At 62.8% G+C, this 20,384-nt stretch carries 19 protein-coding genes and 1 riboswitch; of the genes, 10 read left to right on the top strand and 9 right to left on the bottom strand.

Going from position 1 to position 20,384, the window contains the following annotated elements:
• Positions 1-82: 82 nt before the first annotated feature.
• From AAFM31_RS11150 to ahcY, 4 genes are all read right to left on the bottom strand, one after another.
• Positions 83-1,720: a DEAD/DEAH box helicase gene (locus AAFM31_RS11150; protein ID WP_341708008.1), complete on the bottom strand. Its 1,638-nt coding sequence runs from the start codon at positions 1,718-1,720 to the stop codon at positions 83-85.
• 418 nt (positions 1,721-2,138) lie between these two features.
• The gene (locus tag AAFM31_RS11145; protein WP_341708006.1) at positions 2,139-2,876 is read right to left on the bottom strand and encodes a transporter substrate-binding domain-containing protein; all 738 of its coding nucleotides are present in this window, start codon (positions 2,874-2,876) and stop codon (positions 2,139-2,141) included.
• Between the two features lie 71 nt (positions 2,877-2,947).
• Positions 2,948-3,802: a methylenetetrahydrofolate reductase [NAD(P)H] gene (gene metF / locus AAFM31_RS11140; protein WP_341708004.1), complete on the bottom strand. Its 855-nt coding sequence runs from the start codon at positions 3,800-3,802 to the stop codon at positions 2,948-2,950.
• A 61-nt stretch (positions 3,803-3,863) separates the two neighbouring features.
• Positions 3,864-5,267 (bottom strand): adenosylhomocysteinase, encoded by a 1,404-nt coding sequence (gene ahcY, locus AAFM31_RS11135; protein ID WP_341708002.1) that lies wholly within the window; start codon positions 5,265-5,267, stop codon positions 3,864-3,866.
• A 20-nt stretch (positions 5,268-5,287) separates the two neighbouring features.
• Positions 5,288-5,370, bottom strand: a riboswitch (S-adenosyl-L-homocysteine riboswitch).
• A 103-nt stretch (positions 5,371-5,473) separates the two neighbouring features.
• On the opposite strand from ahcY, the gene AAFM31_RS11130 reads away from it, so the two are divergent.
• On the top strand, positions 5,474-5,935 hold the full coding sequence (locus tag AAFM31_RS11130; protein ID WP_341708000.1) for a cytochrome c: 462 nt from the start codon (positions 5,474-5,476) through the stop codon (positions 5,933-5,935).
• 43 nt (positions 5,936-5,978) lie between these two features.
• Here the strand turns inward: AAFM31_RS11130 and metK are convergent, their stop codons facing one another.
• Genes metK through AAFM31_RS11115 form a run of 3 tightly spaced genes read right to left on the bottom strand, consistent with a single transcriptional unit; the run spans position 5,979 to position 8,398 of the window.
• The gene (gene metK, locus AAFM31_RS11125) at positions 5,979-7,163 is read right to left on the bottom strand and encodes a methionine adenosyltransferase (protein WP_341707999.1); all 1,185 of its coding nucleotides are present in this window, start codon (positions 7,161-7,163) and stop codon (positions 5,979-5,981) included.
• A complete protein-coding gene (locus AAFM31_RS11120) occupies positions 7,160-8,176 on the bottom strand; it encodes a metalloregulator ArsR/SmtB family transcription factor (RefSeq protein WP_341707998.1) in 1,017 nt (338 codons plus the stop codon). The genes metK and AAFM31_RS11120 overlap by 4 nt, the downstream gene beginning before the upstream one ends.
• A 39-nt stretch (positions 8,177-8,215) precedes the next feature.
• Positions 8,216-8,398 carry a hypothetical protein gene (locus AAFM31_RS11115; protein WP_341707996.1) on the bottom strand — a complete coding sequence of 61 codons (183 nt, stop codon included), beginning with the start codon at positions 8,396-8,398 and terminating at the stop codon, positions 8,216-8,218.
• Here AAFM31_RS11115 and tkt point away from each other — a divergent pair.
• The 7 genes from tkt to AAFM31_RS11080 all read left to right on the top strand — a co-directional run bounded on the left by tkt (position 8,397) and on the right by AAFM31_RS11080 (position 15,905).
• Positions 8,397-10,397: a transketolase gene (tkt, locus tag AAFM31_RS11110; RefSeq protein ID WP_341707995.1), complete on the top strand. Its 2,001-nt coding sequence runs from the start codon at positions 8,397-8,399 to the stop codon at positions 10,395-10,397. The two genes, AAFM31_RS11115 and tkt, sit on opposite strands and share 2 nt — an antisense overlap.
• A gap of 102 nt (positions 10,398-10,499) precedes the next feature.
• Entirely contained in the window at positions 10,500-11,537 is a 1,038-nt protein-coding gene (gene epd, locus AAFM31_RS11105; RefSeq protein ID WP_341707993.1) for an erythrose-4-phosphate dehydrogenase, read from the top strand.
• A gap of 59 nt (positions 11,538-11,596) precedes the next feature.
• Entirely contained in the window at positions 11,597-12,757 is a 1,161-nt protein-coding gene (locus AAFM31_RS11100; protein ID WP_341707992.1) for a phosphoglycerate kinase, read from the top strand.
• 132 nt (positions 12,758-12,889) lie between these two features.
• Positions 12,890-13,954, top strand: coding sequence for a class II fructose-bisphosphate aldolase (gene fba / locus AAFM31_RS11095; RefSeq protein WP_341707991.1), 1,065 nt, complete (start codon positions 12,890-12,892; stop codon positions 13,952-13,954).
• A 48-nt stretch (positions 13,955-14,002) separates the two neighbouring features.
• A complete protein-coding gene (locus AAFM31_RS11090) occupies positions 14,003-14,287 on the top strand; it encodes a hypothetical protein (RefSeq protein ID WP_341707990.1) in 285 nt (94 codons plus the stop codon).
• 30 nt (positions 14,288-14,317) lie between these two features.
• A complete protein-coding gene (locus AAFM31_RS11085) occupies positions 14,318-14,791 on the top strand; it encodes a hypothetical protein (RefSeq protein ID WP_341707989.1) in 474 nt (157 codons plus the stop codon).
• Positions 14,792-14,810: 19 nt separating this feature from the next.
• A complete protein-coding gene (locus tag AAFM31_RS11080; RefSeq protein ID WP_341707987.1) occupies positions 14,811-15,905 on the top strand; it encodes a PQQ-dependent sugar dehydrogenase in 1,095 nt (364 codons plus the stop codon).
• A gap of 6 nt (positions 15,906-15,911) precedes the next feature.
• Here AAFM31_RS11080 and AAFM31_RS11075 read toward each other — a convergent pair whose 3' ends face one another.
• On the bottom strand, positions 15,912-16,940 hold the full coding sequence (locus AAFM31_RS11075) for an AraC family transcriptional regulator ligand-binding domain-containing protein (protein ID WP_341707986.1): 1,029 nt from the start codon (positions 16,938-16,940) through the stop codon (positions 15,912-15,914).
• A gap of 198 nt (positions 16,941-17,138) precedes the next feature.
• Between AAFM31_RS11075 and AAFM31_RS11070 the strand changes: the two genes are divergently transcribed.
• Positions 17,139-18,344 (top strand): alkane 1-monooxygenase, encoded by a 1,206-nt coding sequence (locus AAFM31_RS11070; protein WP_341707985.1) that lies wholly within the window; start codon positions 17,139-17,141, stop codon positions 18,342-18,344.
• Entirely contained in the window at positions 18,341-18,508 is a 168-nt protein-coding gene (locus AAFM31_RS11065) for a rubredoxin (protein WP_341707984.1), read from the top strand. The genes AAFM31_RS11070 and AAFM31_RS11065 overlap by 4 nt, the downstream gene beginning before the upstream one ends.
• A gap of 12 nt (positions 18,509-18,520) precedes the next feature.
• Here the strand turns inward: AAFM31_RS11065 and AAFM31_RS11060 are convergent, their stop codons facing one another.
• Entirely contained in the window at positions 18,521-20,374 is a 1,854-nt protein-coding gene (locus tag AAFM31_RS11060) for an SLC13 family permease (RefSeq protein WP_341707982.1), read from the bottom strand.
• Positions 20,375-20,384 lie beyond the last annotated feature (10 nt).

The raw sequence follows: 20,384 nt of genomic DNA, 5'->3' as shown, positions 1-20,384 counted from the left end.
CTCATTAAACAAAAGCCCCCGCCTTTCGGCTAGGGGCTTTGTCAGCAGTCTGAACGGGAGCCAGGCTCCCGTTTTTTGCTACTCAGCGAGGGCCGAGCAGTGCCGGCTTTTCGCGCTGCGGGCGGCCGCCCTGCTTGCGATTGGCTGGCTTGCGCTCTTCGACTTCCGGCTCGATGCGATTGCCGAGCGCCTGACGGCGGCGTTCAATCGCGACCGGATCTTCCGGAGCATGAATACCGGGCATGACGCGTGGCTGACCGGCCGCGCGCTGGCGCTGCTGGTGCGGGCGTTGCTCGCCGCGCTGGCGTTCGTCGCGACGCTGACCGCGTGGCTGGCCGTTGCCGCCACCGTTGCCCTTGCCGCCGTTACCCGCGTTGCTGCCGTTTGCACGGGCGCCCTGACCTTGCGATTGGCCCTGGCCTTGGCTTTGAGCGTTGCGCTTGCCGCCCTGGCCGCCTTGGCCACGGTTGTTGCGTGCGCCAGTGTTGTTGCGTGGGTTCTGGCCACGCGGACGATCACCGCGCTCACCACGCTCCGGGCGCTCAGGACGGTCGTTGTTCAGCTCGGCTTGTGCCGGCGGCTCAAAGCCTTCGAGGGTGCCTTCTTCAATGCGTTGCTTGGTCATGCGCTCAATCGAACGCAGCAGCTTGTCTTCGTCCGGGCTGACCAGCGAAACCGCTTCGCCGCTGCGACCGGCACGGCCGGTACGGCCGATGCGGTGGACGTAGTCTTCCGACACGTTGGGCAGCTCGAAGTTGATGACGTGGGGCAGTTGGTCGATATCCAGACCGCGGGCGGCGATGTCGGTGGCAACCAGAATACGCAGGGCGTTGGCCTTGAAGTCAGCCAGGGCCTTGGTGCGCGCGCTCTGGCTCTTGTTGCCATGAATGGCCGCAGCCGGCAGGCCGTTTTTGACCAGATACTCGGCCAGACGGTTGGCGCCATGCTTGGTGCGGGTAAAGATCAGCACCTGCTCCCACGCACCCTGGGTAACCAGGTGGGCCACCAGCGCGCGCTTGTGGCCGGCGGCAACGCGGTAGACCTTCTGGTTGATGCGTTCAACCGTGGTGTTCGGCGGCGTCACTTCGATACGGGCCGGGTTGTCGAGCAGCTTGTTGGCCAGATCGGTGATGTCTTTCGAGAAGGTGGCCGAGAACAGCAGGTTCTGGCGCTTGGCCGGCAGCTTGGCGATGACCTTTTTGACGTCATGGACAAAGCCCATGTCGAGCATGCGGTCGGCTTCGTCGAGGACCAGGATTTCGACCTTGGACAGGTCAACGGCCTTCTGGCCGACCAGATCGAGCAGGCGGCCGGGGCAGGCAACCAGGATATCGAGACCGGGTGCGATGGCCTTCATCTGCGGGTTGGCACCAACGCCACCGAAGATGCAGGCGGATTTGAGCGGCAGCTCGGCGGCGTAGGCGCGGATGCTGTCGTGAACCTGAGCGGCGAGCTCGCGGGTAGGCGTCAGCACCAGCACGCGAACTTGCTTGGCGCCCGGGCGCTTGCCGCCGGTTTCGCCAGCGGGGAACAGACGTTCAATGACCGGCAGTGCAAAACCGGCGGTCTTGCCGGTACCGGTTTGTGCCGCAACCATCAGGTCGCGACCTTCGAGAACAGCCGGAATGGCTTGCAGCTGAACCGGGGTGGGAGTGTTGTAACCAGTGGCTGCCACGGCGCGTACCAACGCGTCCGACAGGCCCAAGGAGGCAAAGGACATTCAGAATAACCCTGTGATGGCCGTTGCGAACGTGCAGAGGGCAGCGGGCTGGTGCTTGGCACCGTGCGGCTGCCGCTTGTCCGTGCGGCCTGGAATGAAAGGAAGCAGTGTTTGACATCGCATGCGCGCTACGAGGGTTCAAGGCCACTACTGTCTGACGTTTGCGCATGAGGTATTGCCCCGGGCACGAATACAAGACAGTTGCTACGTGGGTTGAGCGCTCGCCCTGTGGACCGTCGCTGCAAGCCGCTCTCTGCGTGGCGGCTGCGACTGATCCTGGCATGCCTTCGATAGTGCGCCTGTTGCGCAGTTGATCGGAAGGCCAGAGAGCAGGCGGAGTTGTTCAGTGCTTCCTGAAGCGGCGCGAGTATAACAGAAAGGGCTCGGGCGCATATAGCAGACTGCCCGGTGGTAGGCGTTATCGTACGCCGTACTGTTGCAGCAGCTGCTGGTAGTCGTCCGACTGCTTGAATTGTTGCAGTGCGTCGCCGAAGCGGTCTGCGAGTTCAGCCAGTGCAGGCCTGCGCGCGAATGCGAGATAGAGCTCGCCACTGCTCAGTGCGGTTTGATGGTGGGCGATGAGGTTATTCAGCGCGAGCTGCCTGATGCTGTAGAGACCAACCCGGCGATTGATCGGCAGCATGTCGATGCGACCGTGCTGCAGCATCAGCAGGCAAGTCTCAATTGAAGGGCAGGGCCAGCGCTCGAAGTTGTCTGCGGCCTTGAATTCGGCGTTGCCGTAGCTGTATCCCGCCGAAATGCCGATGCGCAGGCCACTCAGATCCGCGATGCCGGTAAAGGGAAATGGCCGTGCCTTCCGATAGAACAGTACCGTTTCGCTGTGCGAGAGCGGCTCGCTCGGATAGTGATATTCCTGCCGGCGCTGGTCGTTGATGCCAACATCGAGAATGGCGTCGGCGTGACCCTCGCGCACCTCATGCAGGGCCCGCTTCCACGGCATCATGCGCCACTCCGGCTGATAGCCGAGCTCCCGCAAGAGCCGGTCACTAACCTCGTAATCGACACCGCGCATGACGTTGTTTTCTGCAAATACGTAAGGCGGCCAAGGCTCGCTGACAATGATCAGCGGCTCAGCCTTGAGGGGGGCGGCGAGCAATGCCAGGGCGAGGGTCAGCAGGCCATGAAGTCGAGTCATGGCCGCAGTCTAGCGTGCTTTGCAGGTACTCGCATGATCGAGTTGCCGGTGTTGCCGGCAACTCGACCGACTCAACGGTTGCCGCGCAGGTTGCGCACGACGGCGAGGCTGGGCTCAGCCTGGTTGAGGGTGTAGAAGTGCAGACCCGGTGCGCCGCCAGCCAGCAGGCGCTCGCACAGTTGGCTGATTACTTCGGTGCCGAAGGCGCCAATGCTGTCGCTGTCGTCACCGTAGGCTTCCAGCTGCTTGCGGATCCAGCGTGGAATCTCTGCACCGCAGGCGTCGGAGAAACGCGCCAGTTTGGTGTAGTTGGTGATCGGCATGATGCCCGGGATGATCGGGATGTCGACACCCGCCTGACGTACGCGATCCACGAAGTGGAAGTAGCAGTCGGCGTTGAAAAAGTACTGGGTGATCGCGCTGTCCGCACCGGCCTTGGCCTTGCGGATGAAGTTCTGCAGATCGGTTTCGAAGTTCGGTGCCTGCGGATGCGATTCCGGGTAGGCGGCGACTTCGATGGTGAAGTGATCACCGGTCTCGGCGCGGATGAACTCGACCAGCTCGTTGGCGTAGCGCAGCTCGCCGCTGGCATGGCCCATACCGGAGGGCAGGTCGCCGCGCAGGGCTACGATTCGCTGGATGCCGTTGGCGCGGTAGTCGTTGATCAGGGTGCGCAGGTCTTCGCGCGAGTCGCCGACGCAGGACAGGTGGGGTGCGGTCGGGACCTTCACCTCGCCGTCCAGCTGCAGCACGGTGCGGCGAGTGCCGTCACGGGTGGAGCCGCCGGCGCCGTAGGTGACGGAGAAGAATTCAGGGCTTGCCGCGGCCAGAGTCTGGGCGGTGGCGAGCAGTTTTTCGTGGCCGGCTTCGGTCTTGGTCGGGAAAAATTCGAAGCTGATCGGCGCGTTGTCGAATGCTTGGGTCATCGTCTATCTCTATCTGCGCAGCAGCGCACTGCGGGTCAGGCCGCAGCGCGCTGTCGCGGTATCAGTAACGGTAGCTGTCGGGCTTGAACGGGCCTTCGACGGTGACGCCGATGTAGTCGGCCTGGGTCTTGGTCAGCTGGGTGACAACGCCACCGAAGCCCTTGACCATTTCCAGTGCGACTTCTTCGTCCAGCTTCTTCGGCAGCACTTCAACGGTCAGCGCGGCGGCTTTGCCTTCGGCAGACAGGTCGGCGAACTTGCGCTCGAACAGGTGGATCTGCGCCAGCACCTGGTTGGCGAAGGAACCGTCCATGATGCGCGAGGGGTGGCCGGTGGCGTTACCCAGGTTCACCAGACGGCCTTCGGCCAGCAGGATCAGGTAGTCGTCGTTGGTGGCGTCAACGGTCTTGCCGGTGCGGTGAATCTTGTGCACCTGCGGCTTGACCTCTTCCCAGCCCCAGTTGGCGCGCATGAAGGCGGTATCGATCTCGTTGTCGAAGTGACCGATGTTGCAGACCACAGCGCGCTTCTTCAGTGCTTTCAGCATGCCGGCGTCGCAGACGTTGGCGTTACCAGTGGTGGTGACGATCAGGTCGATCTTGCCCAGCAGCGCGGCGTCGATGCAGGCGTCGGTGCCGTCGTTGATGCCGTTCAGGTACGGGGAGACGACTTCGAAGCCGTCCATGCAGGCCTGCATGGCGCAGATCGGGTCGATTTCGGTGACCTTGACGATCATGCCTTCCTGGCGCAGCGACTGTGCAGAGCCCTTGCCCACGTCACCGTAACCGATGACCAGCGCCTGCTTGCCGGACAGCAGGTGGTCGGTGCCGCGCTTGATGGCATCGTTCAGGCTGTGACGGCAGCCGTACTTGTTGTCGTTCTTGCTCTTGGTGACCGAGTCGTTGACGTTGATCGCCGGGACTTTCAGGGTGCCAGCCTTGAGCATGTCGAGCAGGCGGTGTACGCCGGTGGTGGTCTCTTCGGTGATGCCGTGGATCTTGTCCAGCATTGCCGGGTATTTCTTGTGCAGGATTTCGGTCAGGTCACCGCCGTCGTCCAGCACCATGTTGGCGTCCCACGGCTGGCCGTCCTTGAGGATGGTCTGCTCGATGCACCACTCGTACTCTTCTTCGGTCTCGCCTTTCCAGGCAAATACCGGGATGCCGGCAGCGGCAATGGCGGCGGCGGCTTGATCCTGGGTAGAGAAGATGTTGCAGGAGGACCAGCGTACTTCGGCGCCCAGAGCAGTCAGGGTTTCGATCAGCACGGCGGTCTGGATGGTCATGTGGATACAGCCCAGAATCTTGGCGCCCTTGAGCGGCTGTTCGCCAGCGTACTTGCGGCGCAGACCCATCAGGGCGGGCATTTCCGACTCGGCGATGATGATCTCGCGGCGGCCCCAATCGGCCAGGCTGATGTCGGCGACCTTGTAGTCGGTGAAGGCGTTGTTGATCACGGCACTCATCTGATTTCTCCATTCGTGGTTGCGAATGGGCGCGGTTAAATGTCGCACGCCCCGGACGAGCCTGGCAGCGGCTGAATCCGCTGCTGCAGCGCCCCTCGTCCGGGGCTGAAGTTACCCGGCTGGCGTGTTCCCGCAGGAAGGCGCCTTGGCCGGAATGGGTTCAGAGGCGATACTGTCGCCCCTCCTGTATGTCGTCTGGATGAAACATGACCTCTGTTCCATACCGAAAACTCGTTGTAGCTCTGTTGCTCGGCGCGGCTTTGGCCGGCTGCAACAATGAGCCTGATCCCAACTCGCACGAAGGCAAGCGCCAGGCGCTGTTCAAGCAGATGCTGCGCCAGACCGAGCCGATGAGCGGCATGCTGACTGGCCGTGTCACCCCAAGTATCGCCGAGTTCATGAACAAGGCCGATACGCTGGCCCAACTCGCCGATCAGCCTTGGGAACACTTCCCAGCGCCGGGTGATGACCCGGAGCCGAACCGCACCAAGGACACCGTCTGGTCCGATCCTGAAGGCTTTGCCCTGGCCATCGACGACTTCAAGACCAAGGTTGCCGATCTGCACGCGGTTACCTCGCTGGGTATCCGTTCGCTGGATCAGGCGGCTGATCAGCTGCGTGCGGTTCAGGAGTCCTGCAAGAGCTGTCACGACGGCTACCGCCGTTAAGGCTCCAGGCGCGCAGACACCAGTCTGAGCGCCTTTGCTTCGATCAGGCGTCGGCGCGCAGCGCGTCGGCCTTGTCAGTCTTCTCCCACGGGAAGGCCGTGAAGGTGTCACCCTTGACGGTCATCTCGAACGGGTTACGGCCGAAGTGCCCGTACGCGGCAGTCGCGCGGTACATCGGGTGCAGCAGGTCGAGCATCCGGGTGATTGCGTACGGGCGCAGGTCGAAGTGCTGACGAACCAGCTGGATGATCTTCTCGTCGCTGATCTTGCCGGTGCCGAAGGTATTGATCGATACCGAGGTCGGCTGCGCCACGCCGATGGCGTAAGAGACCTGAATTTCGCACTTGTCGGCCAGACCGGCAGCGACGATGTTCTTGGCCACGTAACGGCCGGCGTAGGCGGCGCTGCGGTCAACCTTGGACGGGTCCTTGCCGGAGAACGCGCCGCCGCCGTGACGAGCCATGCCGCCGTAGGTGTCGACGATGATCTTGCGGCCGGTCAGACCGCAGTCACCCACCGGGCCACCGATGACGAATTTGCCGGTCGGGTTGATGTGATACTGGGTGTCGGCGTGCAGCAGCTCGGCCGGGATCACCTTCTTGACGATCTCTTCCATTACCGCTTCGCGCAGATCCGCCTGGCTGATGTCCGGGTTGTGCTGGGTCGACAGCACAATGGCGTCGATGCCGGTGACGATGCCGTTTTCGTAGCGGCAGGTGACCTGCGACTTGGCGTCCGGGCGCAGCCAGCCGAGGCTGCCGTCCTTGCGGGCTTCGGCCTGACGCTCGACCAGACGGTGAGCGAAGGTGATCGGAGCAGGCATCAGTACGTCGGTTTCATTGCTGGCGTAGCCGAACATCAGGCCCTGGTCGCCGGCGCCCTGATCTTCCGGCTTCTGACGGTCAACGCCCTGGGCGATGTCCGGCGACTGCTTGCCGATGATGTTGATCACGCCGCAGGTGGCGCCGTCGTAACCGACGTCGGAGGAGGTGTAGCCGATGTCGCAGATCACGCCGCGCACCAGATCTTCCAGATCGACCCAGGCGCTGGTGGTGATTTCACCGCCGACGATGGCAACACCGGTCTTGACCATGGTTTCGCAGGCGACCCGGGCAAACTTGTCTTCAGTCAGGATGGCGTCCAGTACCGCGTCGGAAATCTGGTCGGCCAGTTTGTCCGGATGGCCTTCGGACACGGATTCGGAGGTGAAAATCGAATAATCGCTCATGGGTCTTTCCTGTCCTCGGGAGAAGGGGATTCGGGTTTGGCCAACTGCTGCAGCTGCAGCTGAAAGCCGTTACGCAGGCCGATGTACTGGCTGTTGCCCGGACGCAGTCCGGCAGCCTCGGCCCAACGTGCAATATCGTCTTGGTCAAAGCCTAGCCACAGATCGCCGCAGCTGTCGCGCACCCAGCTCTGGTCGTGGCTGCACAGCTCGGTCAGCACCAGACTGCCGCCCGGCTTGAGCAGCGTGGCAAAGCGCTTGAGTGCTTCGGCGGGCGCGGGCATGTGGTGCAGCACCATGTTGCAGACTACGCAGTCGGCCAGCGGCAGCTGCTGTGGCAGCAGGGCGTCAGCGAGCAGGCAGTCGACGTTGCTGAGGCCCGCTTCCTGACACTGCTGGCGGGCGCGCTCAAGCATCGCGTCGGCGTTGTCGAGTGCGACTACGCGCTGGAAGCGGCTGGCCAGGCTGGGCAGAAAACCGCCTTCACCCGGGCCGATCTCGATCGCCAACTGGTGACCTGGCAGTGGCAGGGCGTCAATCAGGTTCAGCAGCGGCTCGCGGTAGATGCCGAAGTGCGCGATCAGGTCCTGCTGCGCCGGGGTGCCGTCGGCAAAGCGGGCGAAGAACTGCCGCGACAGCTCTGCACGCTGGGCATGGACGGCGGCGATGGCCTGTGCCAGTTGCGGGTCATCCGGCTGGCTGTCGAGTTCGCTCAGTAGCTGGCTGTGCAGGCGATGCCACGGCTGGTCGCTGACTGGCAGGCTGCGGCGGTAGAAGATCGAGTTGCCTTCGCGGCGGGTGCTGACCAGTCCGGCGTTGGCGAGCACCTTGAGGTGGTGGCTCATGCCGGATTGGCGCATGTCGAAGATCTGCGCCAGTTCCAATACGCCGAACGAATCGCTGCGCAGGACGCGCAGGATGTCCAGCCGCAGGGCATCACCCGCAGCCTTGCAAAAGGCGGCGAGGTCGTCGGTCTGGCTGGTGCTGGCGGCGGGAAGTCGCGCAATCTGGTTCATGCCGCGCAGTTTAGTGGTGATCGGGCGGTGTCGCAACGGCTATATCAAAAAACTTTGATATAGGTTGCTCCGTTCGTCCGGCGGCAGAGCGATAACCGCAGTCGAAACGGTGTTTTCATTGCCCGAGGCCGCCGTTTGCGCGAAAATGCCCGCCTTCTTTTTCCGGGTAACCGCCTGACGCGGTAAAAGCCCCATGCCTTGCCAACCACAGGAGTTGTTCATGCCCAGTCGTCGTGACCGTGCCAATGCCATTCGTGCCCTCAGCATGGATGCCGTGCAGAAAGCCAACAGCGGCCACCCCGGTGCGCCCATGGGTATGGCGGATATCGCCGAAGTCCTGTGGCGCGACTATCTGAAGCACAACCCGGCCAACCCGAATTTCGCCGACCGTGACCGCTTCGTGCTGTCCAACGGTCACGGCTCCATGCTGATCTACTCGCTGCTGCACCTGACTGGCTACGACGTCAGCATCGACGACATCAAGAACTTCCGTCAGCTGCACAGCAAGACCCCGGGCCATCCGGAATACGGTTATACCCCGGGCGTTGAAACCACCACCGGCCCGCTGGGTCAGGGCATCGCCAACGCCGTGGGCATGGCGATTGCCGAAAAGGTATTGGCGGCTCAGTTCAACCGCGAAGGTCATCAGATCGTCGACCACAACACCTACGTGTTCCTCGGCGACGGCTGCATGATGGAAGGTATTTCCCACGAAGTCTGCTCGCTGGCAGGCACCCTGGGTCTGGGCAAGCTGGTTGCGTTCTACGACGACAACGGCATCTCCATCGACGGTGAAGTTGAAGGCTGGTTTACCGACGACACGCCGAAGCGTTTCGAGTCTTACGGCTGGCAGGTGATCCGCAATGTCGACGGCCACGATGCCGACGAAATCAAGACTGCGATTGAAACCGCACGCAAGAACACCGAGCAGCCGACCCTGATCTGCTGCAAGACCATCATTGGTTTCGGCTCGCCGAACAAGCAGGGCAAGGAAGAGTGTCACGGTGCGGCACTGGGCGAGGCGGAAATCGCTGCCACCCGTGAAGCCCTGAACTGGCCGCACGCCGCGTTCGAAATCCCGGCTGACATCAAGGCTGAGTGGGATGCCCACGAGGCTGGTGCCAAGGCCGAAGCCGCCTGGAACGACAAGTTTGCCGCCTACCAGGCTGCCTTCCCGGAACTGGCTGCCGAACTGCTGCGTCGTCTGGCAGGTGATCTGCCGGCCGACTTCAGCGCCAAGGCTGATGCCTACATCGCTGAAGTAGTTGCCAAGGGTGAAACCATCGCCAGCCGCAAGGCCAGCCAGAACACCCTGAACGCCTTCGGCCCGCTGCTGCCGGAAATGCTCGGCGGCTCCGCTGACCTGGCCGGGTCCAACCTGACCCTGTGGAAAGGCTGCAAGGGTGTCGAGGCCGCTGACGCTTCCGGTAACTACTTGTTCTACGGCGTACGCGAATTCGGTATGACCGCGATCATGAACGGTATCGCCCTGCATGGCGGCTTCGTGCCCTACGGCGCGACCTTCCTGATCTTCATGGAATACGCCCGCAACGCGGTGCGCATGTCGGCGCTGATGAAGCAGCGCGTGATCCACGTCTACACCCACGACTCCATCGGTCTGGGCGAAGACGGCCCGACCCACCAGCCGATCGAGCAGCTGGCCAGCCTGCGCGGCACGCCGAATCTGGATACCTGGCGTCCGGCTGACGCGGTTGAATCGGCAATCGCCTGGAAGTACGCGCTGGAACGTGCCGACGGCCCGAGCGCGTTGATCTTCTCGCGTCAGAACCTGCCGCATCAGGAGCGCAACGCCGAGCAACTGGCCAACGTTACCCGTGGTGGCTACGTGCTGAAGGACTGCGACGGCGAGCCCGAGCTGATCCTGATCTCGACCGGTTCCGAGGTCGGTCTGGCGGTCAACGCCTGGGCTGCCCTGAGCGAACAGGGCCGCAAGGTTCGCGTGGTGTCTATGCCGTCTACCAGCGTGTTCGACCAGCAGGACGCGGCCTACAAACAGTCGGTCCTGCCGCTGGAAGTGGGTGCACGCATCGCCATCGAAGCCTCCCACGCTGACTTCTGGTACAAGTACGTCGGCCTCGACGGTCGCATTATCGGTATGCAGAGCTTTGGTGAGTCTGCCCCGGCCGCAGCGCTGTTCGAGGAATTCGGTTTCACCCTCGACAACCTGCTGGCTGTCGCCGAGGAGCTGCTGGAGGACTAACTCCAGACCACGGGTGGGTGCCTCGGCGCCCACCCTCGCTCGTTTTTTGCGCAGGCTGGATGCCCCAACGGCGCGCCAGCCGCCGGATCTTTCGGATTACCCATGCCCAACCCGCGTCCTTACAGAATCGCCCTGAACGGTTACGGCCGGATCGGCCGCTGCGTGCTGCGCGCGCTGCATGAGCGCGGTGATCTGGATGTGCAGGTGGTAGCGCTGAATGATCTGGCCGACCGCGACAGCATCGAATATCTGACGCGCTTCGACTCCACCCATGGCCGCTTTCCGGGTCAGGTGCGGGTCAGCGGTGACGAGCTGCAGATCAACGGTCAGGCCATTCAGGTGCTGCGTGCCGCCGAGCCCGAAGGCGTTGACTGGCGGGCGTTGGATATCGACCTGTTGCTGGAGTGTTCTGGCCAGTACACCACCCGTGAACAGGGGCTGCGTTTTGTTCACGCGGGGGTGCCGCGGGTGCTGTTCTCGCAGCCGATGGCCAGCGAGGAAGCGGTCGACGCCACGCTGGTGTATGGCGTCAACCACGACTGCCTGCCGGCGGATGCACGGCTGGTGTCCAACGCGTCCTGCACTACCAACTGCAGCGTGCCGCTGCTCAAGTTGCTGAATGAGGTGATTGGGCTGGAGTACGTCTCCATCACCACCATCCACTCGGCGATGAATGACCAGCCGGTGATTGATGCCTACCACCACGCCGACCTGCGTCGCACCCGTTCGGCTTTCCAGTCGATGATTCCGGTCTCGACCGGGTTGGCACGCGGCATTGAGCGACTGCTGCCGGAGTTGACCGGGCGTATTCAGGCCAAAGCGATCCGGGTGCCGACAGTCAACGTCTCGGCGCTGGATATCACCCTGCAGACTGCGCGTGATACCAGTGCAGAGGAAGTCAACGCGTTGCTGCGCGCGGCGGCCGAAGGTGAATATGCGGGGCTGCTCGATTACACCGAGCTGCCCCACGCCAGCTGTGATTTCAACCACGACCCGCACTCGGCGATTGTCGATGGCAGCCAGACCCGTGTGTCCGGCCCGCGGCTGGTCAATCTGCTGGTCTGGTTTGACAACGAGTGGGGCTTCGCCAACCGCATGCTTGATGTTGCCCAGTATTGGCTGGCGCAAACCAGCGAATGAATTGAGCGTCGCCAGCGGCGACGCAACTGATTAACCCTTATCGAACGAAGGAGCGGGCTATGACCGTACTGACCATGAATGAGCTGGACCTGAACGGCCAGCGTGTACTGATTCGTGAAGACCTTAACGTGCCGGTCAAGAACGGCAAGGTCGCCAGCGACGCGCGTATCGTTGCCTCGCTGCCCACCATCAAGCTGGCGCTGGAGAAGGGCGCCGCGGTCATGGTCTGCTCGCACCTGGGCCGTCCGGAAGAAGGCGTATTCAGTGAAGAGAACAGCCTGGCACCGGTTGCCGCCTACCTGAGCGAAGCGCTGGGCCGTGACGTGCCGCTGGTGCGTGACTACCTCGGCGGTGTCGAGGTCAAGCCGGGCGAGCTGGTGCTGCTGGAAAACGTCCGCTTCAACAAGGGCGAGAAGAAGAACACCGACGAGCTGGCCCAGCAGTACGCTGCCCTGTGCGACGTGTTCGTGATGGACGCTTTCGGTACCGCTCACCGCGCCCAGGGCTCGACTCACGGCGTTGCCAAGTTCGCCAAGATCGCCTGCGCTGGCCCGCTGCTGGCCGCCGAGCTGGACGCGCTGGCCAAGGCGCTGGACAAGCCAGCCCGCCCGATGCTGGCCATCGTGGCTGGTTCCAAGGTCTCAACCAAGCTGGACGTACTGACCGCGCTGTCGGAAAAGTGCGACCAACTGATCGTCGGTGGCGGCATCGCCAATACCTTCCTGGCTGCGGCCGGTTACAAGGTTGGCAAGTCGCTGTATGAAGCCGATCTGGTCGATACCGCCAAGGCTATTGCCGCCAAGGTCAGCGTGCCGCTGCCGGTTGACGTGGTGGTTGCCAAGGAGTTCGCCGAGACTGCCGTTGCGACCGTCAAGGCGGTTGCCGACGTCGCTGATGACGACATGATTCTCGACATCGGTCCGCAGACTGCCGCGCAGTTCGGCGAGATGCTCAAAGCCTCCGGTACCATCCTCTGGAACGGTCCGGTTGGTGTCTTCGAGTTCGACCAGTTCGGTGAAGGCACCAAGGCGCTGGCTCACGCTATTGCCGCAGGTGAGGGCTTCTCTATCGCTGGTGGTGGTGACACCCTGGCCGCTATCGACAAGTACGGCGTCGCCGAGCAGATTTCCTATATCTCTACCGGTGGTGGCGCCTTCCTCGAGTTCGTCGAAGGCAAGGTTCTGCCGGCCGTCGAGATTCTCGAGCAGCGCGCGCGCTGAAATACTGATTGACCGCCAGTTGGTGGCCGGGCGCTGCTCGTGAACTTGCAGCAGCGGTGCTATAACTGCACCCTATCGGCTTCCAGCTGTCAGCTACATAACTGATATCTACAATTTACGGAGAGATGCTTCATGGCTCTTATCAGCCTGCGCCAGATGCTCGACCACGCCGCCGAATACGGTTACGGCGTGCCCGCCTTCAACGTCAACAACCTGGAGCAGATGCGCGCCATCATGGAAGCGGCCGACAAGACCGATTCCCCGGTGATCGTGCAGGCCTCTGCCGGTGCTCGCAAATACGCCGGTGCACCCTTCCTGCGCCACCTGATCCTGGCCGCCATCGAAGAGTTTCCGCACATCCCGGTGTGCATGCACCAGGATCACGGTACCAGCCCTGACGTGTGCCAGCGCTCGATCCAGCTGGGTTTCAGCTCGGTGATGATGGACGGATCGCTGAAGGAAGATGGCAAGACCCCGGCAGACTACGACTACAACGTCCGCGTGACCCAGCAGACCGTGGCGTTCGCCCACGCCTGTGGTGTGTCCGTGGAAGGCGAGCTGGGCTGCCTGGGCAGCTTGGAAACCGGTATGGCCGGTGAAGAAGACGGCGTTGGCGCCGAAGGCGTGCTGGATCACAGCCAGCTGCTGACCGATCCGGAAGAAGCCGCTGCCTTCGTCAAGGCTACTCAGGTTGATGCCCTGGCGATTGCCATCGGCACCAGCCACGGCGCCTACAAATTCACCAAGCCGCCGACGGGTGATGTGCTGTCCATTGAGCGCATCAAGGAAATTCACAAGCGCATTCCCAACACCCACCTGGTGATGCACGGCTCCTCCTCGGTTCCGCAGGAGTGGCTGAAGGTGATCAACGAGTTCGGCGGCGACATCAAGGAAACCTATGGCGTGCCGGTCGAGGAAATCGTCGAGGGCATCAAGCACGGTGTGCGTAAGGTCAACATCGACACCGACCTGCGTCTGGCGTCTACCGGTGCGATGCGCCGCATGATGGCCGAGCATCCGAGCGAGTTCGACCCGCGCAAGTTCTTCGCCAAGACTGTCGATGCCATGCGTGACATCTGTATCGCCCGCTACGAAGCGTTCGGCACCGCTGGCAATGCCTCCAAGATCAAGCCGATCTCCCTGGAGGGTATGTTCCAGCGCTACGCGAGTGGCGAGCTGGCGTCCAAGGTCGAGTAAGCAGAAAAGGGGCGGCGCAAGCCGCCCTTTTTGCAACAGGACAGAGATATGAGCAATCAGGATGAACAGGACGATGAGTCCTTCGCCGAGGCCCGACTGATCGAAGCGATCGAAAACCAGCTGGTGGCCGGTGAGCCTCCGGCCGCGCAGGCGACCATGAACAAGCTGACGCTGGTTGGTTACGCGCGCGAGGATATCCTCGAGCTGATGGCGCAGGTTCTGGCCCACAGCATCAATCAGATGCTGGAGCAGGACAGTGCCTTTGATACTCCCGCCTACGAGCAGGCATTACGCAATCTGCCGACCCTGCCCGATGGTTCTGACGCGAGCTGAGTGCTCGCACTGCGTAACAGGATAACGACAATGAAATTGATGACCGTGCTGCGGATCGTCTTCCTCTATCTGCTTGCCGTACTGGTGGCGACCCTGCTGGGCTCACTGGTACAGACCCAATTCAATCTGGCTGCGCTGCAGGCCATGGACGTACCGGTTGATCTGGCTACACGTGCGCAGACCAGTCTGCATGACCTGATGTCCTTTGCCCCGATTTTCGTCGTCATGGTCGCCGTGACCCTGCTGCTGGCACTGCCATTGGCTGAAGCGCTGGGCCGCATCTTCAAGCCGTGGCGTTGGCTGCTGTATTTTCTGGGTGGTTTTGTTGGCATCTGGGCGGCCTTCACGCTGGCCAACACCTTGCTGCCGATGCCGACCTTTATCGCTGCGACGCGTGAAACGCCCGGTCTGCTGAGCATGATGGCGGCCGTTGGTCTGGGCTCGGGGCTGTTCGGTCGGTTGACCAAACCCAAGGCGCGGCGCGGGCTGCGTGTGCTCGGTTGAGCCTGTAAGGAGATTGCTGATGAAAAAACGTACTCTGATTGGTGCGGTTCTGGCGCTTTTTGCCGGCGGCGCGATGGCCGCAGACTACCGCATCGAGACCGTTGCCGAAGGGCTGGCCAACCCCTGGTCGCTGGCGTTTCTGCCTGACGGCGGCTTGCTGGTAACCGAGCGTGCTGGCCATTTGCGTCTGATTGGTGCTGACGGCGTGTTGCGCGCCGAGCCGGTGGCTGGCGTGCCAGAGGCTTTCGTTAACAGCCAGGCGGGCTTGATGGATGTGGCGCTGGCACCGGATTTCGCTGAGTCTGGCGAACTGTTTCTCAGCTACAGCTGCGGCACACTGGAGGCGAACCACACCTGTCTGGCGGCGGCGACCTTCAACGGCGCGGCGCTGGAAAATGCCCACGAGATCTTCCGCGTGCAGCCGGCCAAGCGCGGCAGCGCGCACTATGGCGGGCGCATTGCTTTTCTGCCGGACAATACGCTGTTGCTGACCCTGGGTGATGGCTTCGATTTCCGCGAGCAAGCGCAGAACACAGGCAACCATCTGGGCAGCATCGTGCGCCTCAATCGTGATGGCTCGGCACCGGCCGACAACCCCTTCGTTGCGCAGCAGGGCGCGCTGCCGGAGCTGTACAGCATCGGTCACCGGAACGTACAGGGTCTTGTGGTAGATGGTGCGGGCCGGGTATTTAGCCATGAGCACGGCCCGCGTGGTGGTGACGAGCTGAACCTGATTCAGGCCGGGCATAACTATGGCTGGCCGAAGATCACCTACGGCGTCGACTACAACGGCTCGCAGATTTCACCCTACACCGAGCTGCCGGGGCTGGAGCAGCCGCTGACCTACTGGGTGCCGTCGATTGCACCGTCCGGTATGGCGCTGTATCAGGGCGAGCTGTTCCCGGCGTGGCAGGACAGTCTGCTGATCTCCGCGCTGGCGGGCAAGGAAGTGCGTCGGGTCGTGCTGGACGGCGACAGCGTCAGCGCGCAGGAGTCGTTGTTCACCGAGCTGGGCCAGCGTTTTCGTGATGTTCGCAGCGGGCCAGATGGTGCTGTCTATCTGCTGACCGACAGCCCTTCCGGTAAAGTGCTGCGGGTTCTGCCTGCTAACTGACTCTGCTCAGCTGGTTGCCTGACTGCGCTGCCGGTAGGCGCGCGGCGGGCAACCCAGCCAGCGCCGGAAGGTGCGGCTGAAATTGCTGGTGTCCTGATAACCGAGCCGTTCGGCGATCAACTCGACACTCAGTTCGGTGTGTTCCAGCAGCCAGCAGGCCTGCTCGCTGCGTACTTCGTCCAGTAACTGCTGAAAGCGCACACCTTCGTTGCCCAAGTGGCGAATCAGGGTGCGCGGGGTCATGTGCTCCAGCTCTGCCATCTGCGCCAGAGTCGGGTAGCGGTACTCGCAGTTCAGCAGACGTTTCTTGATTCGCTCACTCAGGTCACCGCCCCGGCGCTGGTGCTGCAGTTGGTGCTCGCAATCGCGCAGGGCCTGGCGGTGCACATCCGGATCGGCCCCCAGGCAGGCTTGTGCAAACAACCCGGCGGGCAGATGCAGGCGCAGCGCATCGCTGCCGAAGATCCACTTCCCCGCATACCCGGCGACCTGATCGGCCCAGTCCGGCCGTGGCAACGGCCACTCGAGGGTGACCTCCTGCTGCAGTGGCTGCCCGCTCACGGTTTCCAGCAAGCGCAACATGGCATTAGTGAAATGGCCAAGCACGTATTCGCGCAGCCGCTGTGGCATCTGTTCCTCGTCCAGTCGCAGCACCGGTGGCTCATGGCGCTCGATCACGAAATGCCCCAGATGCTGACGTAGGGTGGAGTAGTGCTCGATGACTTCGATTGCCGCACCGATGGTCGGGGCGCTGGCTGCCGCGTAACCGCCGGGGCCGTGGGCGGACACGTCGGTGTGCATGCCAACGGCAAAACCCAGACCGGGGTGGCCGGTCAGCGCGATGGCGCTGTCGAGCAGCTTGGTCATAGTTTCCAGGCTGAGGAACTGGTTGTCCTGCTGCAGGGCATCCCAGTCGACATCGCTGGCAGCGCGGATGGTTTCCGGGCTGAAGCCAAGGCGACGCAGTTCGGCGAACACTAGGCGGGAATAGACAGGGTGGGCGGCTGGACTCAGCCAGGACTGCTCAGGGGGCATGGTCGGCCTTGCTATTGTTGTTGATAGGGTCGCGTCCAATGGCTGTCACAATATGACGGTTTATTGCCGCTTGCAACGGGTGGTTTGCCTCGATCCCAGGCGCATGATGCGAAAAGGCGCGCTTTACTTGCGGGCTGTTGAGTCGCAAGTGATGCGTGTGCTGTGCCCCTGAATACACAACAACAAGAGGGTGAACGCATGACTTCTACCGCTGCTGCCTCCGGCGGCCTGGCTGGCTATGTTGATCGCAAGCGCAGGCTCTGGCTGTTTTCTCTGGGTGTCCCGATGCTGGCGCTGGTGGGGCCGTTGCTCTATGTGCTGGTTTCGCCGCAGGTAATCTGGCTGTGGATCTCGACCATCTTTGCCTACGTTGTCATTCCTGCGCTGGACGGTGTGCTCGGTGAAGACTTGAGCAACCCGCCGGAGGAGGCGGTGCCCGCGCTGGAAGCCGATCCCTACTATCGTTATGTGACCTATGCGCTGGTGCCGATCCTCTGGGTCTGCTTCCTGGTCAACATCATCTTCCTCGGTTACTACGAGCTGCCCTGGTACGGCACCCTTGCCGTGATCATCTCCACCGGCGGCAGTCTGGGCTTTGGCCTGAATCTGGGCCATGAGATGGGCCACAAGAAGAGCGAGCTGGAGCGCTGGCTGGCCAAGATCACCCTGGCACTGGGCTTCTATGGTCACTTCTTCGTTGAGCACAATCGTGGTCACCACCGTGACGTGGCAACCCCGGAAGATCCGGCTTCCTCACGGATGGGTGAGAGTATCTATCGTTTTGTCTTCCGGGAGATGCCCGGCGCCTTCTTCCGTGCCTGGGACCTCGAGGCGCAGCGGCTTGAGCGTTGCGGCAAGTCGGTCTGGAGCCTGGACAACGAGGTACTGCAGCCAGCGCTGATCAGTGCGGTGCTGTATGGCAGCCTGATTGCCTGGTTGGGGATCGAGATTCTGCCGGTGATGATGCTGATCGCCTTCTGGGGTGCCTTCCAGCTGACGCTGGCGAACTACATCGAGCACTACGGCCTGCTGCGCCGCAAGGAACCGAGTGGTCGCTATGAGCGTTGCCAGCCGCATCATTCCTGGAACAGCAATCACCTGTTCTCGAACTGGGCGCTGTTCCATCTGCAGCGCCACTCTGATCATCACGCCCATCCGACCCGCCGTTATCAATCGTTGCGTGACTTCCCTGATCTGCCGCGGCTGCCGAGCGGGTACTTCGGCATGTATATGCTGACCTACTTCCCGCCGTTGTGGTTCAAGGTGATGGACAAGCGTCTGCTGGATGCGGTGGGCCGTGACCCGTCTCGGATCAACTTCCTGCCGGCCAAGCGGGAGATGCTGATACGCCGCTATGGGCTGGACGATAGTGCTCTGCCGGAGGGTGCGGAGGTCGCCGCATGAGCCGCTATCAGTGTCCGGAGTGTGGTTATGAGTACGACGAGGCGGCCGGTGATCCGCATCAGGGCTATCCGGCCGGCACCCGTTGGGAGGCGCTACCGGACAGTTTTACCTGTCCGGACTGCGCGGTGCGTTACAAGGAAGACTTCAAGCCCGTCGACGAGTAACGCAGTGGCCGTTTATAGCGGCCAAACCCACAACAGCAAGGGGATGCCGATGGTGACGACCAGCAGTTCCATCGGCAGACCCAGTCGCCAGTAATCCCCAAAGCGAAAACCACCGGGCCCGAGGATCAGGGTGTTGTTCTGGTGCCCAATCGGCGTCAGGAAGGCACAGGACGCGCCAATGGCCACGGCCATCAGAAAACTGTCCGGATTGACGCCCAACTGACTGGCAATACTCAGCGCAATCGGGCACATCACCGCGGCAGTTGCGGCGTTGTTCATGAAGTCGGACAGCGTCATGGTGACCACGAGCATCAAGGTCAGCGCAATCACCGGGCTGCCCTGGGCAACATGCTCCAACAGGGTGCGGGCCAGCACATCGGCCGCGCCGGTGTCGGCCATCGCCGCGGCCAGCGGCATCAGCGCCCCCAGTAGCACGATGATTGGCCAATCGATTGCGTCGTAGATGCGCCTGAGTGGAATCACACGGGTCAGCATGTAGCCGAGCACCCCGGCAGTGAAGGAGACTGCCGCGGGCAGCACGCCGAAGGCGGCGAGCGCCACGGCGGCGATCATGATCAGTACCGCGGTGATCGCCCGGCGGCGGTCTGGGATCAGGATGCTGCGTTGGGCCAGCGGCACGCAACCGTATTCGGCGGCGAAGCCGGCGATGGATTCGGCGTCGCCCTGCATCAGCAACACGTCACCGGCCTGGATTTCGGTCCAGCGCAGGCGGCGAATCGAGCGATGACCCTGGCGCGAGATGGCCAGCAGGTTGATGCCGAAGCGGGTGCGCAGGGCGATGTCCGATGCACTGCGGCCGAGAATGGCGGCGCCCGGTTGCGCGACCAACTCCTGCAGGGCGATATCGTCGCTGCTGCGAGCTGCGGGTATGTCTTCTTTCTCGCCCTGGTCGGCTGCCTCCGCGGGCTCCTCGGTGCTGTCGTCGGCGTCCTGCTCTGTCTCCGTCTTACTCGGCGCTACAGCCTCCTCGAGGCTGAGCCCCAGTTTCGTCAACGAGGCGCCCAGCGACTCGGGATCGGCCTCAATCACCAGAATGTCGCCTGCATGCAACCTGCGGCTGGGCAGCGGGGCGATGACGCGGAAGTCGTTGCGGACCATGCCGACGATCTGGGCATCGCCGTCCTCCAGCATCTGCTCTACTTCGCGCAGGCGCTTGCCGTCGGCCTTGCTGTCGGCGTCGATATGAACTTCGGTCAGGTAGGTGCCGGTGTCGAAGTTGCTGGCATCCGACTGAGGGCGGTTCGGTACCAGCCAGCGTCCGGCAATGACCGCCAGCAGCAGGCCGCCGGCAGCGATGCCGAGGCCGACCGGGGTGAAGTCGAACATCCCATAGGCACCCAGTTCGGTCTGGGCGCGAAAACCGGAGACGATCAGGTTGGGAGGGGTGCCGATCAGCGTGGTCATGCCGCCGAGGATGGTGCCGAAGGCCAGCGGCATCAGCACTTTGCCGGGTGGGATTTCGTTGCGACTGGCGAGCTGCAGGGCAATCGGCATCAGCAGCGCCATGGCGCCGACGTTGTTCATGAAGGCCGAGAGGGTGGCCCCGAGCAGGGTCAGCACACCAAGCCCGAGCAGGGTGCCGCCTCGCTGGGGCAGGGCGCGCTGGGCCAGGGCTTCGACGGCGCCGGTGGTTTGCAGGCCCTTGCTGAGGATCAGCACGGCGGCCACGGTGATGACTGCCGGGTGACCGAAGCCGGCAAAGGCGTCGGCAGTCGGGGTCAGCCCGAAGACGACACACGCCATCAGCGCTGCGAGCGCCACCACATCGTGGCGCCAGCGACCCCAGAGGAACAGCCCGACGGTACAGGCGAGAATCAGCAGAATCAGTTGCTGGTTGGCGTCCATGCGTGGGCAG

The organism is Halopseudomonas sp. (genome assembly GCF_038130085.1).
Taxonomy (GTDB): Bacteria; Pseudomonadota; Gammaproteobacteria; order Pseudomonadales; family Pseudomonadaceae; genus Halopseudomonas.
Note: the sequence above shows the minus strand (reverse complement) of the source record. Positions and strands in the feature narration are given on the sequence as shown.

Excerpts from the sequence above, each read along its gene's own strand:
- ahcY (WP_341708002.1), bottom strand. The coding sequence starts at position 5,267 with ATGAGTGCCGTGATCAACAACGCCTTCACCGACTACAAGGTCGCCGAC.
- AAFM31_RS11075 (WP_341707986.1), bottom strand. The coding sequence starts at position 16,940 with ATGCCCCCTGAGCAGTCCTGGCTGAGTCCAGCCGCCCACCCTGTCTAT.
- AAFM31_RS11100 (WP_341707992.1), top strand. The coding sequence starts at position 11,597 with ATGACCGTACTGACCATGAATGAGCTGGACCTGAACGGCCAGCGTGTA.
- AAFM31_RS11060 (WP_341707982.1), bottom strand. The coding sequence starts at position 20,374 with ATGGACGCCAACCAGCAACTGATTCTGCTGATTCTCGCCTGTACCGTC.
- AAFM31_RS11145 (WP_341708006.1), bottom strand. The coding sequence starts at position 2,876 with ATGACTCGACTTCATGGCCTGCTGACCCTCGCCCTGGCATTGCTCGCC.
- AAFM31_RS11065 (WP_341707984.1), top strand. The coding sequence starts at position 18,341 with ATGAGCCGCTATCAGTGTCCGGAGTGTGGTTATGAGTACGACGAGGCG.
- AAFM31_RS11120 (WP_341707998.1), bottom strand. The coding sequence starts at position 8,176 with ATGAACCAGATTGCGCGACTTCCCGCCGCCAGCACCAGCCAGACCGAC.
- epd (WP_341707993.1), top strand. The coding sequence starts at position 10,500 with ATGCCCAACCCGCGTCCTTACAGAATCGCCCTGAACGGTTACGGCCGG.
- AAFM31_RS11150 (WP_341708008.1), bottom strand. The coding sequence starts at position 1,720 with ATGTCCTTTGCCTCCTTGGGCCTGTCGGACGCGTTGGTACGCGCCGTG.
- AAFM31_RS11070 (WP_341707985.1), top strand. The coding sequence starts at position 17,139 with ATGACTTCTACCGCTGCTGCCTCCGGCGGCCTGGCTGGCTATGTTGAT.
- metF (WP_341708004.1), bottom strand. The coding sequence starts at position 3,802 with ATGACCCAAGCATTCGACAACGCGCCGATCAGCTTCGAATTTTTCCCG.
- metK (WP_341707999.1), bottom strand. The coding sequence starts at position 7,163 with ATGAGCGATTATTCGATTTTCACCTCCGAATCCGTGTCCGAAGGCCAT.
- tkt (WP_341707995.1), top strand. The coding sequence starts at position 8,397 with ATGCCCAGTCGTCGTGACCGTGCCAATGCCATTCGTGCCCTCAGCATG.
- fba (WP_341707991.1), top strand. The coding sequence starts at position 12,890 with ATGGCTCTTATCAGCCTGCGCCAGATGCTCGACCACGCCGCCGAATAC.
- AAFM31_RS11115 (WP_341707996.1), bottom strand. The coding sequence starts at position 8,398 with ATGAACAACTCCTGTGGTTGGCAAGGCATGGGGCTTTTACCGCGTCAG.
- AAFM31_RS11080 (WP_341707987.1), top strand. The coding sequence starts at position 14,811 with ATGAAAAAACGTACTCTGATTGGTGCGGTTCTGGCGCTTTTTGCCGGC.
- AAFM31_RS11085 (WP_341707989.1), top strand. The coding sequence starts at position 14,318 with ATGAAATTGATGACCGTGCTGCGGATCGTCTTCCTCTATCTGCTTGCC.
- AAFM31_RS11130 (WP_341708000.1), top strand. The coding sequence starts at position 5,474 with ATGACCTCTGTTCCATACCGAAAACTCGTTGTAGCTCTGTTGCTCGGC.
- AAFM31_RS11090 (WP_341707990.1), top strand. The coding sequence starts at position 14,003 with ATGAGCAATCAGGATGAACAGGACGATGAGTCCTTCGCCGAGGCCCGA.